This window comes from Klebsiella sp. JN_Kp122, assembly GCF_040062085.1.
Lineage (GTDB): Bacteria > Pseudomonadota > Gammaproteobacteria > Enterobacterales > Enterobacteriaceae > Klebsiella > Klebsiella aerogenes.
The window spans coordinates 56,944-74,638 of record NZ_JBEAHW010000001.1 but is presented as its reverse complement, the minus strand read 5'-3'; the positions used below and the strand labels follow the sequence as shown (position 1 = coordinate 74,638).

Below are 17,695 nucleotides of genomic sequence, written 5' to 3'. Positions count from 1 at the left end.
TGGCAATCGCCAATAAAAATAACAGCTGACAACCCATGAGGTATGCCGCAACCAACACAACAACGACAACTGAGGAACGCCCATGAGTATGTCATCCATACCGTCGCATTCCCCCACCGGTAAGCTGTATGGCTGGGTTGAAAAAATAGGTAATAAGGTTCCGCATCCATTTTTGCTGTTTATCTATCTGATAGTGGCGCTGATGGCCGCTACCGCCATCTTGTCGGCGCTAAACGTCGGCGTACAGAACCCCACCGACGGTTCGCGAGTGGTGGTAAAGAATCTGCTCAGCGTTGAAGGGCTGCACTGGTTTCTGCCAAACGTGATTAAAAACTTTAGCGGCTTTGCACCGCTGGGGGCGATTCTGGCGCTGGTGCTCGGCGCCGGTTTTGCCGAACGCGTCGGCCTGCTGCCGTCGCTGATGGTCAAGATGTCATCGCACGTTAGCGCGCGTTACGCCAGTTACATGGTGCTATTTATCGCCTTTTTCAGCCATATCTCTTCCGACGCGGCGCTGGTCATTATGCCGCCGCTAGGGGCGTTGATGTTTCTCGCCGTCGGTCGTCATCCAGTGGCGGGGTTACTGGCGGCGATCGCCGGCGTTGGCTGCGGATTCACGGCAAATTTACTCATTGTCACCACCGACGTATTGCTCTCCGGTATCAGTACCGAAGCGGCGAAAACGCTCGATGCCTCGCTGCATGTTAGCGTCATCGACAACTGGTACTTCATGGCTACCTCAGTCATCGTACTTACTCTGGTCGGCGGATTGATTACCGATAAACTGGTCGAGCCGCGGTTAGGAAAGTGGCAGGGTAAGAGCGATGAAACCCTACAGACGCTGACGGCGGAGCAGCGCTTCGGGCTGCGCATTGCCGGTATTGCGGCGCTGTTGTTTGTGGCAGTTATCGCGCTGATGGTGGTGCCGGACAACGGCATTCTGCGCGATCCCATCAAGCATACCGTGATGCCCTCGCCCTTTATTAAAGGCATTGTGCCGCTGATTATCTTTTTTTTCTTTGTCGTATCTTTAGCTTACGGCATCGCCACCGGCAAAATTCGCCGTCAGGCTGACCTGCCGCAGTTAATGATCGAGCCGATGAAGGAGATGGCCGGATTTATCGTGATGGTCTTCCCGCTGGCCCAGTTTGTCGCCATGTTTAACTGGAGCAACATGGGGAAATTCATGGCCGTTGGTCTGACCGATGTGCTGGAGAGCGCCGGGATGAATGGGGTGCCGGCGTTTGTCGGCCTGGCGCTACTGTCGGCGTTTTTGTGTATGTTTATCGCCAGCGGTTCGGCTATCTGGTCGATTCTGGCGCCCATTTTTGTACCAATGTTTATGCTGCTGGGCTTTCACCCGGCGTTTGCGCAGATCCTGTTCCGAATCGCTGACTCTTCCGTGCTGCCGCTCGCGCCGGTATCGCCGTTTGTGCCGCTGTTTCTCGGCTTTTTACAGCGCTACCGGCCCGATGCCAAACTGGGCACCTACTATTCGCTGGTATTACCCTACCCACTCATTTTCTTAGCCGTCTGGCTACTGCTGCTGGTGGGCTGGTATCTTGTCGGGCTGCCGATAGGTCCCGGCATCTATCCCCGTTTACCCTAACGCAGCGACAGGCCAGGGAGGGCCTGCGTGAGTTAACGAATTGTGGTGCGGTTCAGGAGCGTTTTACACAGACTTTCGATGGCTAACGACAGCAAATTGATAGCTAACCCACTGATAATCAACACAACAACTCCCGTTAATATGTATTGCATATCGCCACCTTTCTGTTGGTTAAAAAAAACCAGCGCCAAAGCGCTGGAAAAATAATTGACTCAAGGAATGCCTGTATATTTATCTGCGACGCCGGGTGCCTCCCGGTGAATTAGCCAGTTCACGCTAATTCGCGTGCGTATGACAAACTGCATAGAGATTTGAACTGAACGCTCCTCCGCACAGGGGAATTCGCCGCCAGACAAAGGTAGCAAAATGCTCTTTCTGCCGCGCCTGCTAGTTAATGCAAAAATAAACATTGCTCCCCGTCCCTTTATTCCAGCATTTTGCGATTGGGCAATCGAATGACGGAATTTAAATGACTGCGATTCGTATTTATAAATTAATAGTACAGCCTTTCATTATTTGCTGACCTTTCGGAGGTATAGTTGGCAGAGCGCACGTCATGATATGGTGTGCTCTTGCCGAAATAACCTCGTAGAAGGAAGACCGATGCTGACGCTACTGCAAGATAAAATCGATACCCCGCTGGGGCCGTTGTGGGTCATTTGCGATGAACAATTTAACCTGCGCGCCGTGGAGTGGGATCAGCACCGTGACCGTATGGAGCAACTGCTCGACATCCACTACCGCCATGAGGGTTATGAACGTCTTGATGCACGCGATCCGGGCGGGCTGAGCGCGAAGCTGCGGCAATACTTCGATGGCGATCTCGCAATTATCGATACCCTGCCGACCGCCACCGGCGGGACGCCGTTTCAACGTCAGGTCTGGCAAGCGCTGCGCACGATTCCCTGCGGGCAAGTCATGCACTACGGTCAGTTAGCCGAGGCTCTCGGCCGCCCAGGCGCGGCCCGTGCGGTCGGCGCGGCAAACGGTTCCAATCCGGTCAGCATTGTGGTTCCCTGCCATCGGGTGATTGGCCGTAACGGCACCATGACCGGCTACGCCGGGGGCGTACAGCGCAAAGAGTGGTTATTGCGCCATGAAGGCTATTTGCTGCTTTAACAGATAATGCCTTTTTTGGAAATTACAGGTAACTTTACAATAATTGATCGCTTAATAAATTTCTTGTTATCAACGAGATAGGGTGAAAGGTATATTTCCCCTTCTAATATTGCGTCTTTCCGGGTTTCGAGACTTACTTGCTCCTCAAAAAGATGTTAAAATTGACCAATATCAATTAAAGCTTGAGCAGACATATGATCCCGGAAAAGCGAATTATACGACGCATTCAGTCTGGTGGTTGTGCAATCCATTGTCAGGATTGCAGCATTAGCCAGCTCTGCATCCCCTTTACTTTGAACGAACATGAGCTGGATCAGCTTGATAATATCATCGAGCGTAAGAAGCCTATTCAGAAAGGGCAAACCCTGTTCAAAGCGGGTGATGAGCTGAAGTCGCTGTACGCTATCCGTTCAGGGACCATCAAAAGCTACACCATCACCGAACAAGGCGATGAGCAGATTACCGGCTTCCACCTGGCGGGTGATTTGGTCGGTTTTGACGCCATTGGCACCGCCCTGCACCCAAGCTTTGCGCAGGCGCTGGAAACCTCAATGGTTTGCGAAATTCCGTTCGAAACGCTGGATGATCTTTCCGGTAAAATGCCGAACCTGCGTCAGCAGATGATGCGCCTGATGAGCGGCGAGATCAAAGGCGATCAGGACATGATCCTGCTGCTTTCCAAAAAGAACGCAGAAGAACGGCTGGCGGCCTTTATCTACAACCTGTCCCGCCGTTTCGCGCAGCGCGGCTTCTCACCGCGTGAGTTCCGCCTGACCATGACGCGTGGCGACATCGGCAACTATCTGGGCCTGACGGTAGAAACCATTAGCCGCCTGCTCGGTCGTTTCCAGAAAAGCGGTATGCTGGCGGTGAAAGGGAAATATATCACCATCGAAAACAGCGATCTGCTGGCGCAACTGGCAGGCCAGGCGCGCAACGTCGCCTGATTTATCTCCGCTATACTTTCTTCTACCTTGTGCCGGATCGACATTTTTTTCTAATTTGTTGATCTGGCCAGGGTCATCCCCTGTTTCAATTCATCCATATAGGTTATCTTTTTAATGACTGACTGTAGCTACAGCTGTAAGGAGACCCTGTATGGCGAAGTATCAGAACATGCTGGTAGTAATCGACCCTAACCAGGACGACCAGCCTGCATTACGGCGCGCGGTGTATCTGCACCAACGGATTGGTGGACGCATCAAAGCCTTTTTGCCGATCTATGATTTTTCCTATGAAATGACCACCCTGCTGTCGCCCGACGAGCGGACGGCGATGCGCCAGGGCGTGATTAGCCAACGCAGCGCCTGGATCCGTGAACAGGCCAAGTTTTACATTGAATCCGGGGTGCCAATCGATATCAAAGTGGTGTGGCACAACCGCCCCTTTGAAGCCATCATTCAGGAAATCATCAGCGATAAACACGACCTGCTGCTGAAAATGGCCCATCAGCACGACAAACTCGAAGCCGTCATCTTCACCCCGACCGACTGGCACCTGCTGCGCAAATGTCCATGCCCGGTATGGATGGTTAAAGATCAACCGTGGCCGGAAGGCGGTAAAGCGCTGGTGGCGGTTAATCTGGCCAGTGAAGAGAACTATCACAACGCCCTCAATGAAAAACTGGTGCGGGAGACCATCGCCCTCGCCGATCAGGTTAACCATACCGAAGTACATCTGGTTGGCGCCTATCCGGTGACGCCTATCAACATCGCCATTGAATTACCTGATTTTGACCCGAGCATCTATAACGATGCGATTCGCGGCCAGCATCTGCTGGCTATGAAAGCGCTGCGCCAGAAATTCAGCATCGATGAAAACCGCACCCACGTAGAGAAAGGGCTGCCGGAAGAGGTTATCCCTGATTTAGCTGAACATCTGCAGGCCGGGATTGTGGTGCTGGGCACCGTTGGCCGCACCGGTATTTCTGCCGCGTTTCTCGGCAATACCGCGGAACAGGTTATCGACCACCTGCGCTGCGACCTGCTGGTACTGAAACCGGAAGCTTATCAAACCCCGGTTGAACTGGACGATGAAGACGACGACTAACGGCGTCTCATGAGGTTTGAAATTATATCTAACATCCCCCGCCCGTCGGGGGATTTTTTTTGTCGGCCCGCTAAAAAAGAAAAAGGGCCATACGGCCCCGGATATCAACGCTAATTGAACAAGCTTACAGAATGCGTTAGTGGATACCTAAACGCCAGGCCAGGTCGATCTCTTCTTTTAGTTCCATCGACGAAAGCGACATCAGATCGGCAAACTCGAGCTCGAGGAGTTTGAGCTTCTTCAGGTACTGCGCGGGGGTCATAACAGCGGTATCGCGGCGCAGGTACTCGATGGCCATCTGCGTGGGGGTTAACTCGGTATCCATAATATCCTCAGTGTGGTGAAAAAACAGGCATAGTATAACACCCATCGCCGTTCACTTTATGAGCAAATCATGGTTTCGCTGTCTATATAAAAAAGCCGTCTCAACAGAGACGGCTTAGAGCGTTGCGCTATTACAGCGCTTTCAGAATGGCATCCACGCTGGCTTTAGCGTCGCCAAACAGCATGTGGGTGTTCTCTTTGAAGAACAGCGGGTTCTGCACGCCAGCATAGCCGGTGTTCATCGACCGTTTAAAGACCACCACGTTTTGCGCCTTCCACACTTCCAGCACCGGCATACCGGCGATCGGGCTCTTCGGATCGTCCTGCGCCGCCGGGTTCACCGTGTCGTTCGCGCCAATCACCAGTACAGTATCGGTATCGGCGAAATCATCGTTAATTTCATCCATTTCCAGCACCACATCGTACGGAACCTTCGCTTCCGCCAGCAGCACGTTCATGTGCCCCGGCAGTCGTCCGGCGACCGGGTGGATACCGAAGCGCACCTTGATACCGCGCGCACGCAGCTTCTCAGTGATTTCCGCTACCGGATACTGCGCCTGTGCCACCGCCATACCGTAGCCTGGCGTGATGATCACGGAATGCGAGTTTTTCAGCATTTCCGCCGTCTCTTCAGCGCTGATTTCGCGATGCTCGCCAACTTCTTCATCGCCGCTGGAACTGCCGCCATCGGTGCCGAAACCGCCGGCGATAACGCTGATAAACGAACGGTTCATCGCCTTACACATAATGTAGGAGAGGATGGCACCGGAAGAACCGACCAGCGCGCCGGTCACGATCAGAAGGTCATTGCTGAGCATGAAGCCCGCCGCCGCCGCCGCCCAACCGGAGTACGAGTTCAGCATCGATACCACCACCGGCATATCCGCGCCGCCGATAGACGCCACCAGGTGCCAGCCGAACGCCAGCGCGATAATGGTCATCACCAGCAGGCATAGTACCTGCGTTCCGGTGCTGTCGGTACGCACGAAGGCCACCAGCAGCAGGAAGGAGATGACTAACGCCGCCAGGTTCAGCTTGTGGCGATTCGGCAACATCAGCGGTTTTGACGAAATTTTGCCGCGCAGCTTACCAAAAGCAACGATCGAGCCGGTGAAGGTCACGGCGCCGATAAAGATGCCGAGAAACACTTCAGTCAGGTGAATATTCGCCAGCACCTGATCGAGCCCCGGTCCGTGGTCGAGATAACTGTTGAAGCCGACCAGCACCGCCGCCAGACCAACGAAGCTATGCAGCACCGCCACCAGCTCCGGCATCTCGGTCATTTCGACTTTCTTCGCCAGACGAATACCGATCGCGCCGCCGATAACCATCGCCACGATGATCCAACCGACGTTACCGCTGTCCGGCCCGAAGATGGTGGCAATCAGCGCAATCGCCATCCCGGCGATGCCGTACAGGTTCCCCTGCTTCGACGTTTCGTGCTTTGACAGCCCCGCAAGGCTAAAGATAAACAGAATAGCGGCAACAATGTATGCAGCTGTAACTAATCCTCCAGACATGTGCTACCCCTTAGTTTTTGCGGAACATTTTCAGCATGCGCTGAGTGACGGTGAAACCACCAAAAATATTAATGCTGGCGATCAACACCGCGATAAAGCTTAAGAAGCTGACCCAGCCGCCGTGCCCTATCTGCAGCAATGCCCCAACGACAATAATCCCTGAAATGGCGTTGGTTACCGACATGAGCGGCGTGTGCAGCGCGTGCGACACGTTCCACACCACGTAGTAGCCGACTACGCAGGAGAGCGCGAAGACGGTAAAATGGCCAAGAAACTCTTTCGGCGCGACGTTCGCCAGCCAGCCAAAGAGGATAATCGCCAGCGCCATCAGCGCGTATTTACGCCACGGCGAAGCTGGTTTAGCCTCTTCTTTTGGCGCTTCGACGGTTTTCGCCGCCGCCTGCGGCTGCGCGGAGACCTGAATCGGCGGCGCCGGCCAGGTAATTTCGCCCTCGCGGACCACCGTGACGCCGCGCACCACTACATCGTCGAAATCGATGGTGATATTGCCGTCTTTTTCCTTGCACAGCAGCTTCAGCAGGTTCACCAGGTTGGTGCCATAGAGCTGAGAAGATTGCGTCGGCAGACGACCCGGTAGGTCGGTATAGCCGATAATTTTCACGCCGTTGGCGGTGGTCACGACTTCGCCCGGCACGGTGTATTCACAGTTGCCGCCGTTTTGCGACGCCAGATCGACCACCACGCTGCCTGGCTTCATGGTGTCAACCATTTCGCGGGTAATCAGCTTCGGCGCCGGTTTACCCGGGATTAAAGCCGTGGTGACAATGATATCGACATCTTTCGCCTGCGCGGCGAACAGCGCCATCTCGGCTTTGATAAAGGCTTCAGACATGACTTTGGCATAACCGTCGCCGCTGCCCGCTTCTTCTTTGAAGTCCAGTTCAAGGAACTCGGCGCCCATACTCTGCACCTGTTCTTTCACTTCCGGACGGGTATCGAAGGCGCGGACGATGGCGCCGAGGCTGTTCGCCGCGCCAATCGCCGCAAGGCCGGCGACGCCTGCGCCGATTACCATCACCTTCGCTGGCGGTACTTTACCCGCCGCGGTGATCTGGCCGGTAAAGAAGCGGCCGAATTCGTGCGCCGCTTCGACAATCGCGCGATAACCGGCGATGTTGGCCATCGAACTCAGGGCATCTAACGACTGGGCGCGGGAAATACGCGGCACCGAGTCCATTGCCATGACGTTGATACCGCGAGCGGCCAGCTTTTCCATAAGATCCGGATTCTGCGCCGGCCAGATGAAACTCACCAGCGTGGTGCCCGGATTGAGCTTCGCAATCTCCGCATCGTTCGGCGCGTTAACCTTGAGGATAACGTCGGAGTGCCAGACGTTATCCGTGCTGACGATTTCCGCGCCCGCCTGTTCGAAGGCTTCATCGTCGAAGCTCGCCAGTTTCCCGGCTCCGCTCTCGACCGCCACGCTAAACCCGAGCTTAAGCAGCTGCTCGACCGTCTTCGGCGTCGCAGCGGCCCGGGTTTCCTGAGCTAAGCTCTCTTTTGGTATCCCAATTCGCATAGTTTTCCCTTCCATCGGTTTTTGATGATGGTTTATTTTTTTCACAAATGCGCCAGCGGCGGCGCAAAAACGCCGCTCAGGTATTCATCTGGAAAATGAAACAGTAACAAACTTTTTATAACCTACTGAAAATACCGATTGTGATCTACATCGTTAAAACAGAATTTTTGATTTTATTGAGAAAAATTAGTCCTGACTGCGTCAGGCAGCAATATTTGCCTTAATTTTATGCCAGAACCTGATAATTCGCTTACCTGAGGGATTAATTCGCCATTTATTACCGTCAGTATCATTGCATTAACATTACGTTAACTTATAAAAGTGATATTGATTATCGATTTTGCTGTTCAAGGGGCTGTTTTTTCAACATATCAGTATTTGTTATATTTTTGTAACGAACGATTCGGGCGGGAAGTGAAAAATGACGCAGACAGTTACGTTGTTTAAATGCAATAATCACCTGTTTTCAGTCAACAACAATACCAGTACATGGTTTGCGCAAGGCAAAGGATTATTTTTATGAAGCTTAAGAACACACTCCTGGCGTCTGCTCTTCTGGCTACCACCGCGTTGTCTGCCCATGCAGCGACCGAGCTGACTCCTGAGCAAGCGGCAGCGCTGAAGCCCTATGACCGCGTCGTCGTCACTGGCCGTTTTAACGCGATTGGCGATGCCGTACAGGCGGTTTCCCGCAAGGCGGATAAAGATGGCGCAGCTTCCTTTTATGTTGTCGACACCTCAGATTTCGGCAACGGCGGCAACTGGCGCGTAACGGCGGATTTCTATAAAGAAAACGCCCCACAGGCGGATACCCCGAAAAACCGTATCATTAACGGCGTGATGGAACTGCCGAAAGATCAGGCCGTCGCGCTAATGCCGTATGACACCGTGACCGTACAGGGCTTCTACCGCAGCCAGCCGGAAGTCAACGACGCCATCGCCAAAGCGGCGAAAGCCAAAGGCGCGTATGCCTTCTTCATCGTCCGTCAGGTTGACGCCAACCAGGGCGGCAACCAGCGCATCACCGCTTATATCTATAAAAAGGATGCGCAGAAGCGCGTACTGCAGAGCCCTGATGCGATTCCAGCGGATTCCGAAGCCGGTCGCGCCGCTCTGGCGAAAGGCGGCGAAGCGGCTAAAAATGTCGAGATCCCAGGCGTGGCCTCCTCTGCGGCCGTCGGCGCCGGCACCGGCGTAGGTCTGTTCTACGAAACCCAATCGTCGAAAGGCGGACGTTACACTGTCACCCTACCGGACGGCACGAAAGTCGAAGAAGTGAACAAGATCACCGCCGCGCAGATGGTGCCGTTTGATAGCATCAAATTCACCGGTAACTACGGCAACATGACGGAAATCTCCTATCAGACCGCGAAACGCGCGGCGAAGAAAGGGGCAAAATACTACCACATCACCCGCCAGTGGCAGGAACGTGGCGGTAACATCACCATTAGCGCCGACCTGTATAAGTAATCGGTTTCAGCTGCTCAAAAAGGCGACATCGGGTCGCCTTTTTACATTTTTTCGCCCGCCGCCATTGCATGCGTTCAAGACACTCCGTAAAATCCCGCGCCTTAGCGTAATCCTCCATTTTTATGCGATTTCGCCAAATAAATATTCTTGATTCACTGTTGTCACCTCGGGAATACAATGGAAAAGAAACTGGGCCTTAGCGCCCTGACCGCACTGGTACTCAGCTCCATGCTGGGCGCGGGCGTTTTCAGTTTGCCGCAAAACATGGCTGCCGTTGCCAGCCCATCCGCTCTGCTTATCGGCTGGGCCATCACCGGCGTCGGGATTTTGTTCCTCGCTTTCGCCATGCTATTGCTGACCCGAATCCGCCCGGAACTGGACGGCGGAATCTTTACCTATGCCCGTGAAGGTTTTGGCGAACTGATCGGTTTCTGTTCCGCCTGGGGTTACTGGCTGTGCGCGGTGATTGCCAACGTCTCCTACCTGGTTATCGTCTTCTCCGCCCTCAGTTTCTTCACCGATACGCCGGAGATGCGTATTTTTGGTGACGGTAACACCTGGCAGGCGATCGTCGGCGCGTCCGTGCTGCTCTGGGTGGTGCATTTTCTGGTGCTGCGTGGGGTCCAGACCGCGGCAGGCATTAACCTGGTGGCGACGCTGGCTAAACTGTTGCCGCTCGGCGCATTTGTGGCGCTGGCCGCTATCGCGTTCCGGCTAGATACTTTCCGCCTCGACTTTAGCGGTATCGCGCTCGGCGTACCGGTATGGGAACAGGTGAAAAACACCATGCTGATCACCCTGTGGGTATTTATCGGCGTGGAGGGCGCAGTAGTAGTCTCTGCTCGCGCGCGCCACAAGCGCGACGTTGGCCGCGCGACGCTGCTGGCGGTGGTCTCGGCATTGGCGGTTTATCTGCTGGTCACCCTGCTGTCGCTGGGCGTTGTCGCCCGCCCGGAACTGGCTGAAATGCGCAACCCGTCGATGGCTGGCCTGATGGTCAAAATGATGGGGTCATGGGGCGAAGTAGTAATCGCCGCGGGATTAATTATCTCCGTCTGCGGCGCCTATTTAAGCTGGACCATTATGGCCGCCGAAGTGCCGTATCTGGCGGCGACGCATAAAGCGTTCCCGCGCCTGTTCGCCAAAACCAATAAGAATAATGCGCCTTCTTCCTCGCTGTGGTTGACCAACATCAGCGTGCAGATTTGTCTGGTGCTGATTTGGCTTACCGGATCCGACTACGGCACCCTGCTAACCATCGCCTCAGAAATGATTCTGGTGCCCTATTTCCTCGTTGGCGCTTTCCTGCTTAAGATTGCCGTACGTCCGTTACATAAAGCCGTGGGTGTCGGCGCGTGCGTTTATGGCTTATGGTTATTGTATGCGTCCGGTCCTGTGCATTTGTTATTGTCGGTGGTACTTTACGCTCCGGGTCTTCTGGTTTTCCTGTACGCCCGCCGTACGCACCAGCACGATCGCATGCTCAAACGCCGTGAAATGGCATTAATTGGTTTTTTGCTGGTTGCCGCCGTTCCGGCAACGTGGATGCTGGTGGGGTAAGCGGTTGCCCTACCGCTGAACTTGAAAGGAGATACCCATGGCTGAACCACAGCCTCGTCCGGTCCTGATCACAGGAGCAGGCCGCCGTATCGGCCTCGCTCTGGCACACCATTTTTTAAACCAGCAGCAACCGGTGATCGTCAGCTATCGCCAGCATTATCCTTCGATTGACACCCTGCGCGAAGCCGGCGCGGTGTGTCTGCAGGCCGATTTCAGCAGCGACGACGGTATTCTTACCTTCGCGGAAGCGGTGAAGGCGCAGACCAGCGGGCTGCGTGCGATTATTCATAACGCCAGTGATTGGATGGCGGAAAAACCCGGTGTGCCGTTATCCACGGTGATATCGCGGATGATGCAGATTCACGTCCACGCGCCCTATCTGCTTAACCATGCGCTGGAGAGCCTGCTGCGTGGTTTTGGTCACGCCGCCAGCGATATTATTCACATTACCGACTACGTGGTGGAACGCGGCAGCGATAAGCATATCGCCTATGCCGCCAGTAAAGCGGCGCTTGATAATATGACCCGCTCTTTCGCCCGTAAGCTGGCCCCGGAAGTGAAGGTCAACGCCATCGCGCCATCGCTGATTATGTTTAACGAGCATGATGACGCTGAATATCGTAAACAGGCGCTGGATAAATCGCTGATGAAAATCGCGCCGGGTGAGAAAGAGATTATCGACCTCATCGATTATCTGTTCACCAGTTGCTATGTGACCGGCCGCTCTTTCGCTGTCGACGGCGGCCGACCGCTGCGCTAGTGGAAACGGCTCCAGCCGAGGATGAGCAGCCAGGCCGCCAGACTCCAGCAGATCACCGCGCCTGCCAGCGCGTAAGGCAGGCGCATTACGCCAGTGAAGTACCATAATGAAAGTAAGTAGATAAAATACGGGATGATTGACCACATGCCGAAGACAATAGTCGTGCGCAGCGCTTCAATGCCGCGCTCGCTGGCGACGATATAATGGGCAATCAGCGCGAAGGTCGGAAATAACGGAATTAAACCGGCAATATAGTAATTTTTGGTTTTTGACAGTACGCCTATCAGTACCACCACCAGCGCTCCCAGCAGCGCTTTAATCAACAGCCCCATTTTATGCCTTAACATTTGAACAACAATTTCCACCAGCATAACGGAAGAACATTTGTTTATGAAAGATTAATGGCAGGCAATTTGCGGGCGGTGTATGTTAGCTTTTTAATTTATACGCGTAAGATATGAATAAGATCGTTTTTGTTGAGGATGAGCCCGAAGTTGGCGCGCTTATCGCCGCCTATCTGGGAAAGCATGATATGGACGTGGTTGTTGAGCCGCGCGGCGACCGGGCCGAAGAGGTTATTGCTCGTGAACAACCCGATCTGGTACTGCTCGATATCATGCTGCCTGGCAAAGACGGGATGACGCTGTGCCGCGACCTGCGCAGCCAGTGGCAGGGTCCGATCGTGTTGCTGACCTCGCTCGATAGCGATATGAACCATATTCTGTCGCTGGAGATGGGCGCCAGTGATTATATCCTCAAAACCACCCCGCCTGCGGTGCTGCTGGCCCGCTTACGTTTGCATCTGCGCCAGCACGTGGCTTCGCCGTCGATGCCCGCTCCCGCAACCCTGACGCCGCATAAAGCCATTGTTTTCGGTTCGCTGTCGATCGACCCGGTTAACCGTCAGGTATTGCTCGGCGGCGACAACGTTGCTTTGTCCACCGCCGATTTTGACCTGCTGTGGGAGCTGGCGACCCATGCCGGGCAGATTATGGATCGCGATGCGCTGTTGAAAAATCTCCGCGGCGTCAGCTACGACGGCATGGATCGCAGCGTCGATGTCGCGATTTCACGCCTGCGTAAAAAGCTGCTCGACAACGCCAACGAGCCCTACCGTATCAAGACGGTGCGCAACAAAGGTTATCTGTTCGCCCCGCACGCCTGGGATAATTAATCGGCGTCAGGAATAGACCGATATCACGCCGTGTAGTCGGTCTTGAAATTCAGCGTATTTCTCTCTGAATGCCTTTTCATCGTTTTCGTCATACCAGCGTACGACCTCACCGCTGGCAAGGAAATGATCCAGTAATTCACCGCTCGCCAGAATCCACTGCGGTAAACCATCGACCTGTAGACTCCAACCTCGCGGATGATAGTGGATGAAATCATTACGCAGCTGGTGAAGCTTGTCCATCGCCACCGTACAGACTTCGCTGGGTGTGAATCCGCTGCTCTTCCTCGTCGCACGGTATAGCGCCATGAAAGACGGCAGTTGCAACTTGTCGATGTTGGAAAAATCGTCGTTACCGATTTGCTGGTAAATATCTCGAGTCGACGCTTTACCGTCGGCCAGGTAGACCAGAAAGTCATTGCCCTGACACAGCGCCAACACCATCGCGTTCTGCAGGATGCTGTGCCAGCCGGTAATCACCCACTTCCACTGATAAGGGTCAGCGATCGCCTGCATATGGCTCAGAACCATATCGAAGGTTTTTAAAATCTCAACATTATTATCAGTATGTAAATACACAGGCTTAGTCATCTGGCGCTCTCCGTCATTTAAGGGGCGCTTAAATTAACAGAGAGGCTGGCACGTGACAGGACGGGCAGTCGGCTTAAAATGGCTCTCGGTCATTCGGCCTGGCGCGTCGGTGAGAACTTTGCCGAGCGGGATCCTTCTCCTGTAGAATCTTTTGTTGCGAGATAACCCAGTTAATGACCGGTGATGATTAATGAAAAAACTGTTTGTGCAGTTTTACCTTTTGCTGTTCGTCTGCTTCCTGGTCATGACCATGCTGGTCGGCCTGGTGTATAAATTCACCGCCGAGCGCGCCGGACGCCAGTCGCTGGACGATCTGATGAAAAGCTCGCTGTATCTGATGCGCAGCGAACTGCGCGAGATCCCGCCGCGCGACTGGAGCAACACGCTGAAAGAGCTGGACCTCAACCTCTCTTTCGATCTGCACATTGAACCGTTAAGCAAATTCAAGCTCTCGGAAAGCTCGATGCAGCACCTGCGCGCGGGCGATATCGTGGCGCTGGACGATCAGTACACCTTTATTCAACGCATCCCGCGCAGCCATTACGTATTGTCAGTCGGCCCGGTGCCCTATCTCTATTTTTTGCATGAGATGCGCCTGCTGGACGTCGCACTGATGGCGTTTATCGCTATTTCACTGGCGTTCCCGGTGTTTATCTGGATGCGTCCGCACTGGCAGGATATGTTGCGAATCGAAACCGCCGCACAGCGCTTCGGCGAAGGCCATTTTAGCGAGCGCATTCATTTCGATAGCATGTCGAGCTTCGAGCGACTCGGCGTAGCCTTTAACCAGATGGCCGATAATATCAACGCCCTGATAGCCAGTAAAAAACAGCTTATTGACGGTATCGCCCATGAATTGCGCACGCCGCTGGTGCGCCTGCGCTATCGCCTGGAGATGAGCGAAAATCTGACCGAGGCGGAGTCGCAGGCTCTCAATCGCGATATCGGGCAACTGGAAGCGCTGATTGAAGAACTGCTCACCTACGCGCGCCTCGATCGCCCGCAGAACGAACTCAACCTGACCACCCCGGATTTCCCGGCCTGGATCCGCGCGCACGTCGAAGATATTCAGCTGGTCAATCCGCAGCGTGAAGTCGCGTTGCGCCAGCTTACGGCGGGCGACTACGGTGCGCTGGATATGCGTTTAATGGAGCGCGTGCTGGATAATCTGGTCAATAATGCTCTGCGCTACAGCCATCAACATATTCATATCAGCCTGTCGCTGGCCGGTTCACGGGCGACGCTGCGCGTGGAAGATGATGGCCCGGGTATCGCCCTTGAGGAACGCGAACGGGTATTCGAGCCGTTTGTCCGTCTCGATCCCAGCCGCGATCGCGCCACCGGCGGCTGCGGCCTGGGGCTGGCTATCGTACACAGTATTGCCCAGGCAATGGCCGGTGAAGTCCGCTGCGACGAAAGCTCGCTCGGCGGCGCGGCGTTCATTTTCAGCTGGCCTATTTACCACCAGCTTCCCGCTTTTACTTCTGCTTAGCCGAACTTGCGCAGGCGTTACGGCCTGCGTATAGTTTATATTCAAACAGTATGTTGTAACTAAGGCGGTAATCATGGCAAGCTACGACCTCGTTGCGCGCTTAAATGACACCTTTCGTGAGCTTGAGCGCGAACTACAAACCTTCAAAGCGTCGCTGAGCCGCTGTCGCCTGCTGGCGGCGCGGGTTTTCGAATTGCCGGCGGTAAGCAAAGAGGCGGAGCACGCGCCGCTGGATACCATTCAGGTCACGCAGCACGTTGGGCAAGACGCGCTGGAGATGGCGCTCAGGCACTACAGCCATCTGTTTATTCAGCAGCAGTCGGAAAACCGCAGCAGCAAGGCGGCGGTACGCCTGCCTGGGGCGATTTGCCTGGCGGTTGATACGCAACAGCAGGCGGAGCTACTGGAGAAAATCAGCGCTATTAACGCGCTGAAAGCGGCATTTGAGAAAATAGTCACCGTCGATTCCGGATTGCCGGCCGCCGCGCGTTTCGAATGGGTTCACCGCCACCTGCCGGGCCTGATTACCCTCAGCGCCTATCGTACGCTGACGCCGCTGCGCGATCCCAGCACCATCCGCTTCGGCTGGGCCAATAAGCATGTGATTAAAAATCTGACCCGCGATGAAGTATTAATGCAGTTAGAGAAGAGTCTGCAATCGCCGCGCGCGGTGCCGCCCTGGACCCGCGAACAGTGGCAAAGCAAGCTGGAACGGGAATTCCAGGATATCGCCGCCCTGCCGCAGCGGGCAAAATTGAAAATTAAACGCCCGGTCAAGGTACAGCCGATAGCCAGAGTGTGGTATGCCGGCGAGCAGAAGCAGGTGCAGTACGCCTGTCCCGGCCCGCTGATTGCGCTCATCTCAGGCACACACGGGGTGAGCGTGCCGGACCTCGGCGAGCTATTGAACTACGATGCCGATAACGTGCAGTATCGCCACAAACCGCAGGCGCAGTCGTTGAGATTGCTGATTCCGCGCCTGCATCTGTGGCTGGCTAGCGAGTAGCCAGGCTGCCTACCATATCCTGCGGGCGCACCCAGCTGTCGAATTCGGCTTCCGTCAGGTAACCAAGCGACAGCGCGGCGGCTTTCAGCGTCAGCCCTTCATGGTGCGCTTTTTTGGCGATCTCCGCTGCCTTATCGTAGCCGATATGGGTATTGAGCGCGGTCACCAGCATCAGCGACTCATTCAGCAACTGGTTGATTCGCTCGCGGTTCGGCTCAATACCCACCGCGCAGTGCTCATTAAAGCTCTCCATGCCATCCGCCAGCAGGCGTACCGATTGCAGGAAGTTGTGGATGACCATTGGCCGATAGACGTTGAGCTCAAAATTCCCTGACGCGCCGCCGATATTCACCGCCACGTCGTTACCCATCACCTGGCAGCACAGCATGGTCAACGCTTCGCACTGCGTCGGGTTGACCTTGCCGGGCATAATGGAGGATCCCGGTTCGTTCTCCGGAATGGCGATCTCACCGATGCCGCAGCGCGGGCCGGAGGCCAGCCAGCGCACATCATTGGCGATTTTCATTAGCGAAGCCGCCAGCCCCTTCAGCGCGCCGTGGGCATGAACCAGCGCATCCACGGTGGCCAGCGCTTCAAATTTGTTTGGCGCGGTGACGAACGGCAGTCCGCTAAGCGACGCCAGTTCCGCCGCCACCCGCACCGCATATTCCGGGTGCGTATTCAAGCCGGTGCCAACCGCCGTACCGCCCAGCGCCAGCTCAGCGAGATGCGGCTGGCTGTGTTCAATATGGCGGAGATTATGTTCCAGCATCGCGACCCAACCGGAGATCTCCTGCCCTAACGTCAGCGGCGTAGCGTCCTGTAGGTGCGTGCGGCCAATTTTAACGATGTCACCGAAGGCCAGCGACTTTTCCTGTAGCGTGGCGCGCAGCGCCTGTAGCTGCGGGATCAGCTTTTCGCGCAGCGCGATTAGCGCCGCGACGTGCATGGCTGTTGGAAAAACATCATTCGAGCTCTGGCTTTTATTGACGTCATCATTGGGATGAATTTTGCGCGCCATGCCGCGCTCGCCGCCAAGCAACTCGCTCGCACGGTTTGCCAGCACTTCGTTCATATTCATGTTGCTTTGGGTACCGGAGCCGGTTTGCCAGATAGCTAACGGAAACTCCTGCGCATGCTTGCCGGCGAGAACTTCATCTGCGGCGGCGATGATAGCGTCCGCTTTGTCCGCCGCCAGCAAGCCCAGGTCCTGGTTAACCTTCGCCGCCGCTCGCTTGGTCAGCGCCAGCGCGTAGATCAATTCATCAGGCATTTTCTCCGTTGAGATACGGAAATGCTCAAGCGAGCGCTGGGTCTGCGCGCCCCAAAGTTTATCGGCCGGGACGTCGATTGCGCCCATCGAGTCTTTTTCACTGCGATGCGTTGTCATTACTTTCTCCTTGGATTCAAAGTGCGTCATAGCGACAAAGCTCACCTGCTTAAAGGATTAAGTATTAACCAGATTTATTAGTTGTTTTGGTCGT

At 54.9% G+C, this 17,695-nt stretch carries 16 protein-coding genes; 10 read left to right on the top strand and 6 right to left on the bottom strand.

Annotated elements, in window-relative coordinates:
- Positions 1-82: 82 nt before the first annotated feature.
- From abgT to uspE, 4 genes are all read left to right on the top strand, one after another.
- A complete protein-coding gene (gene abgT / locus ABLU78_RS00380) occupies positions 83-1,609 on the top strand; it encodes a p-aminobenzoyl-glutamate transporter (protein ID WP_020078968.1) in 1,527 nt (508 codons plus the stop codon).
- Between the two features lie 603 nt (positions 1,610-2,212).
- Complete coding sequence (gene ogt / locus ABLU78_RS00375) at positions 2,213-2,728, top strand: methylated-DNA--[protein]-cysteine S-methyltransferase (protein ID WP_015366816.1); 516 nt, start codon at positions 2,213-2,215, stop codon at positions 2,726-2,728.
- Between the two features lie 194 nt (positions 2,729-2,922).
- Positions 2,923-3,675 (top strand): fumarate/nitrate reduction transcriptional regulator Fnr, encoded by a 753-nt coding sequence (gene fnr, locus ABLU78_RS00370; RefSeq protein WP_004862555.1) that lies wholly within the window; start codon positions 2,923-2,925, stop codon positions 3,673-3,675.
- Between the two features lie 151 nt (positions 3,676-3,826).
- Entirely contained in the window at positions 3,827-4,777 is a 951-nt protein-coding gene (uspE, locus tag ABLU78_RS00365; protein WP_015366817.1) for a universal stress protein UspE, read from the top strand.
- A gap of 136 nt (positions 4,778-4,913) precedes the next feature.
- On the opposite strand, the gene ABLU78_RS00360 is transcribed toward uspE, so the two are convergent.
- From ABLU78_RS00360 to pntA, 3 genes are all read right to left on the bottom strand, one after another.
- Positions 4,914-5,102: a YdiH family protein gene (locus ABLU78_RS00360; protein WP_015366818.1), complete on the bottom strand. Its 189-nt coding sequence runs from the start codon at positions 5,100-5,102 to the stop codon at positions 4,914-4,916.
- A gap of 130 nt (positions 5,103-5,232) precedes the next feature.
- Positions 5,233-6,621 carry a Re/Si-specific NAD(P)(+) transhydrogenase subunit beta gene (gene pntB, locus ABLU78_RS00355; protein ID WP_020078971.1) on the bottom strand — a complete coding sequence of 463 codons (1,389 nt, stop codon included), beginning with the start codon at positions 6,619-6,621 and terminating at the stop codon, positions 5,233-5,235.
- 10 nt (positions 6,622-6,631) lie between these two features.
- Entirely contained in the window at positions 6,632-8,161 is a 1,530-nt protein-coding gene (pntA, locus tag ABLU78_RS00350; protein ID WP_042892360.1) for a Re/Si-specific NAD(P)(+) transhydrogenase subunit alpha, read from the bottom strand.
- A 519-nt stretch (positions 8,162-8,680) separates the two neighbouring features.
- On the opposite strand from pntA, the gene ydgH reads away from it, so the two are divergent.
- From ydgH to folM, 3 genes are all read left to right on the top strand, one after another.
- Positions 8,681-9,631, top strand: a complete 951-nt coding sequence (ydgH, locus tag ABLU78_RS00345; RefSeq protein WP_032711543.1) for a DUF1471 family protein YdgH — start codon at positions 8,681-8,683, stop codon at positions 9,629-9,631.
- A 177-nt stretch (positions 9,632-9,808) separates the two neighbouring features.
- Positions 9,809-11,191, top strand: a complete 1,383-nt coding sequence (locus tag ABLU78_RS00340; protein ID WP_015366823.1) for an amino acid permease — start codon at positions 9,809-9,811, stop codon at positions 11,189-11,191.
- A 37-nt stretch (positions 11,192-11,228) separates the two neighbouring features.
- Complete coding sequence (folM, locus tag ABLU78_RS00335) at positions 11,229-11,951, top strand: dihydromonapterin reductase (RefSeq protein WP_015366824.1); 723 nt, start codon at positions 11,229-11,231, stop codon at positions 11,949-11,951.
- Here the strand turns inward: folM and ABLU78_RS00330 are convergent.
- Positions 11,948-12,283: a GlpM family protein gene (locus ABLU78_RS00330; protein WP_015366825.1), complete on the bottom strand. Its 336-nt coding sequence runs from the start codon at positions 12,281-12,283 to the stop codon at positions 11,948-11,950. The genes folM and ABLU78_RS00330 overlap by 4 nt on opposite strands.
- A 125-nt stretch (positions 12,284-12,408) precedes the next feature.
- Here ABLU78_RS00330 and rstA point away from each other — a divergent pair, with 125 nt between their 5' ends.
- Entirely contained in the window at positions 12,409-13,125 is a 717-nt protein-coding gene (rstA, locus tag ABLU78_RS00325) for a two-component system response regulator RstA (RefSeq protein WP_015366827.1), read from the top strand.
- Between the two features lie 6 nt (positions 13,126-13,131).
- On the opposite strand, the gene ABLU78_RS00320 is transcribed toward rstA, so the two are convergent.
- Positions 13,132-13,713 (bottom strand): hypothetical protein, encoded by a 582-nt coding sequence (locus tag ABLU78_RS00320; RefSeq protein ID WP_045360709.1) that lies wholly within the window; start codon positions 13,711-13,713, stop codon positions 13,132-13,134.
- 190 nt (positions 13,714-13,903) lie between these two features.
- Between ABLU78_RS00320 and rstB the strand changes: the two genes are divergently transcribed.
- Both rstB and tus read left to right on the top strand, forming a co-directional pair.
- Complete coding sequence (gene rstB, locus ABLU78_RS00315; RefSeq protein ID WP_015705253.1) at positions 13,904-15,205, top strand: two-component system sensor histidine kinase RstB; 1,302 nt, start codon at positions 13,904-13,906, stop codon at positions 15,203-15,205.
- Between the two features lie 73 nt (positions 15,206-15,278).
- Complete coding sequence (gene tus / locus ABLU78_RS00310) at positions 15,279-16,211, top strand: DNA replication terminus site-binding protein (protein ID WP_047040878.1); 933 nt, start codon at positions 15,279-15,281, stop codon at positions 16,209-16,211.
- Here tus and fumC read toward each other — a convergent pair.
- On the bottom strand, positions 16,201-17,601 hold the full coding sequence (gene fumC / locus ABLU78_RS00305) for a class II fumarate hydratase (protein ID WP_015705251.1): 1,401 nt from the start codon (positions 17,599-17,601) through the stop codon (positions 16,201-16,203). The genes tus and fumC overlap by 11 nt on opposite strands.
- Positions 17,602-17,695: the final 94 nt, after the last annotated feature.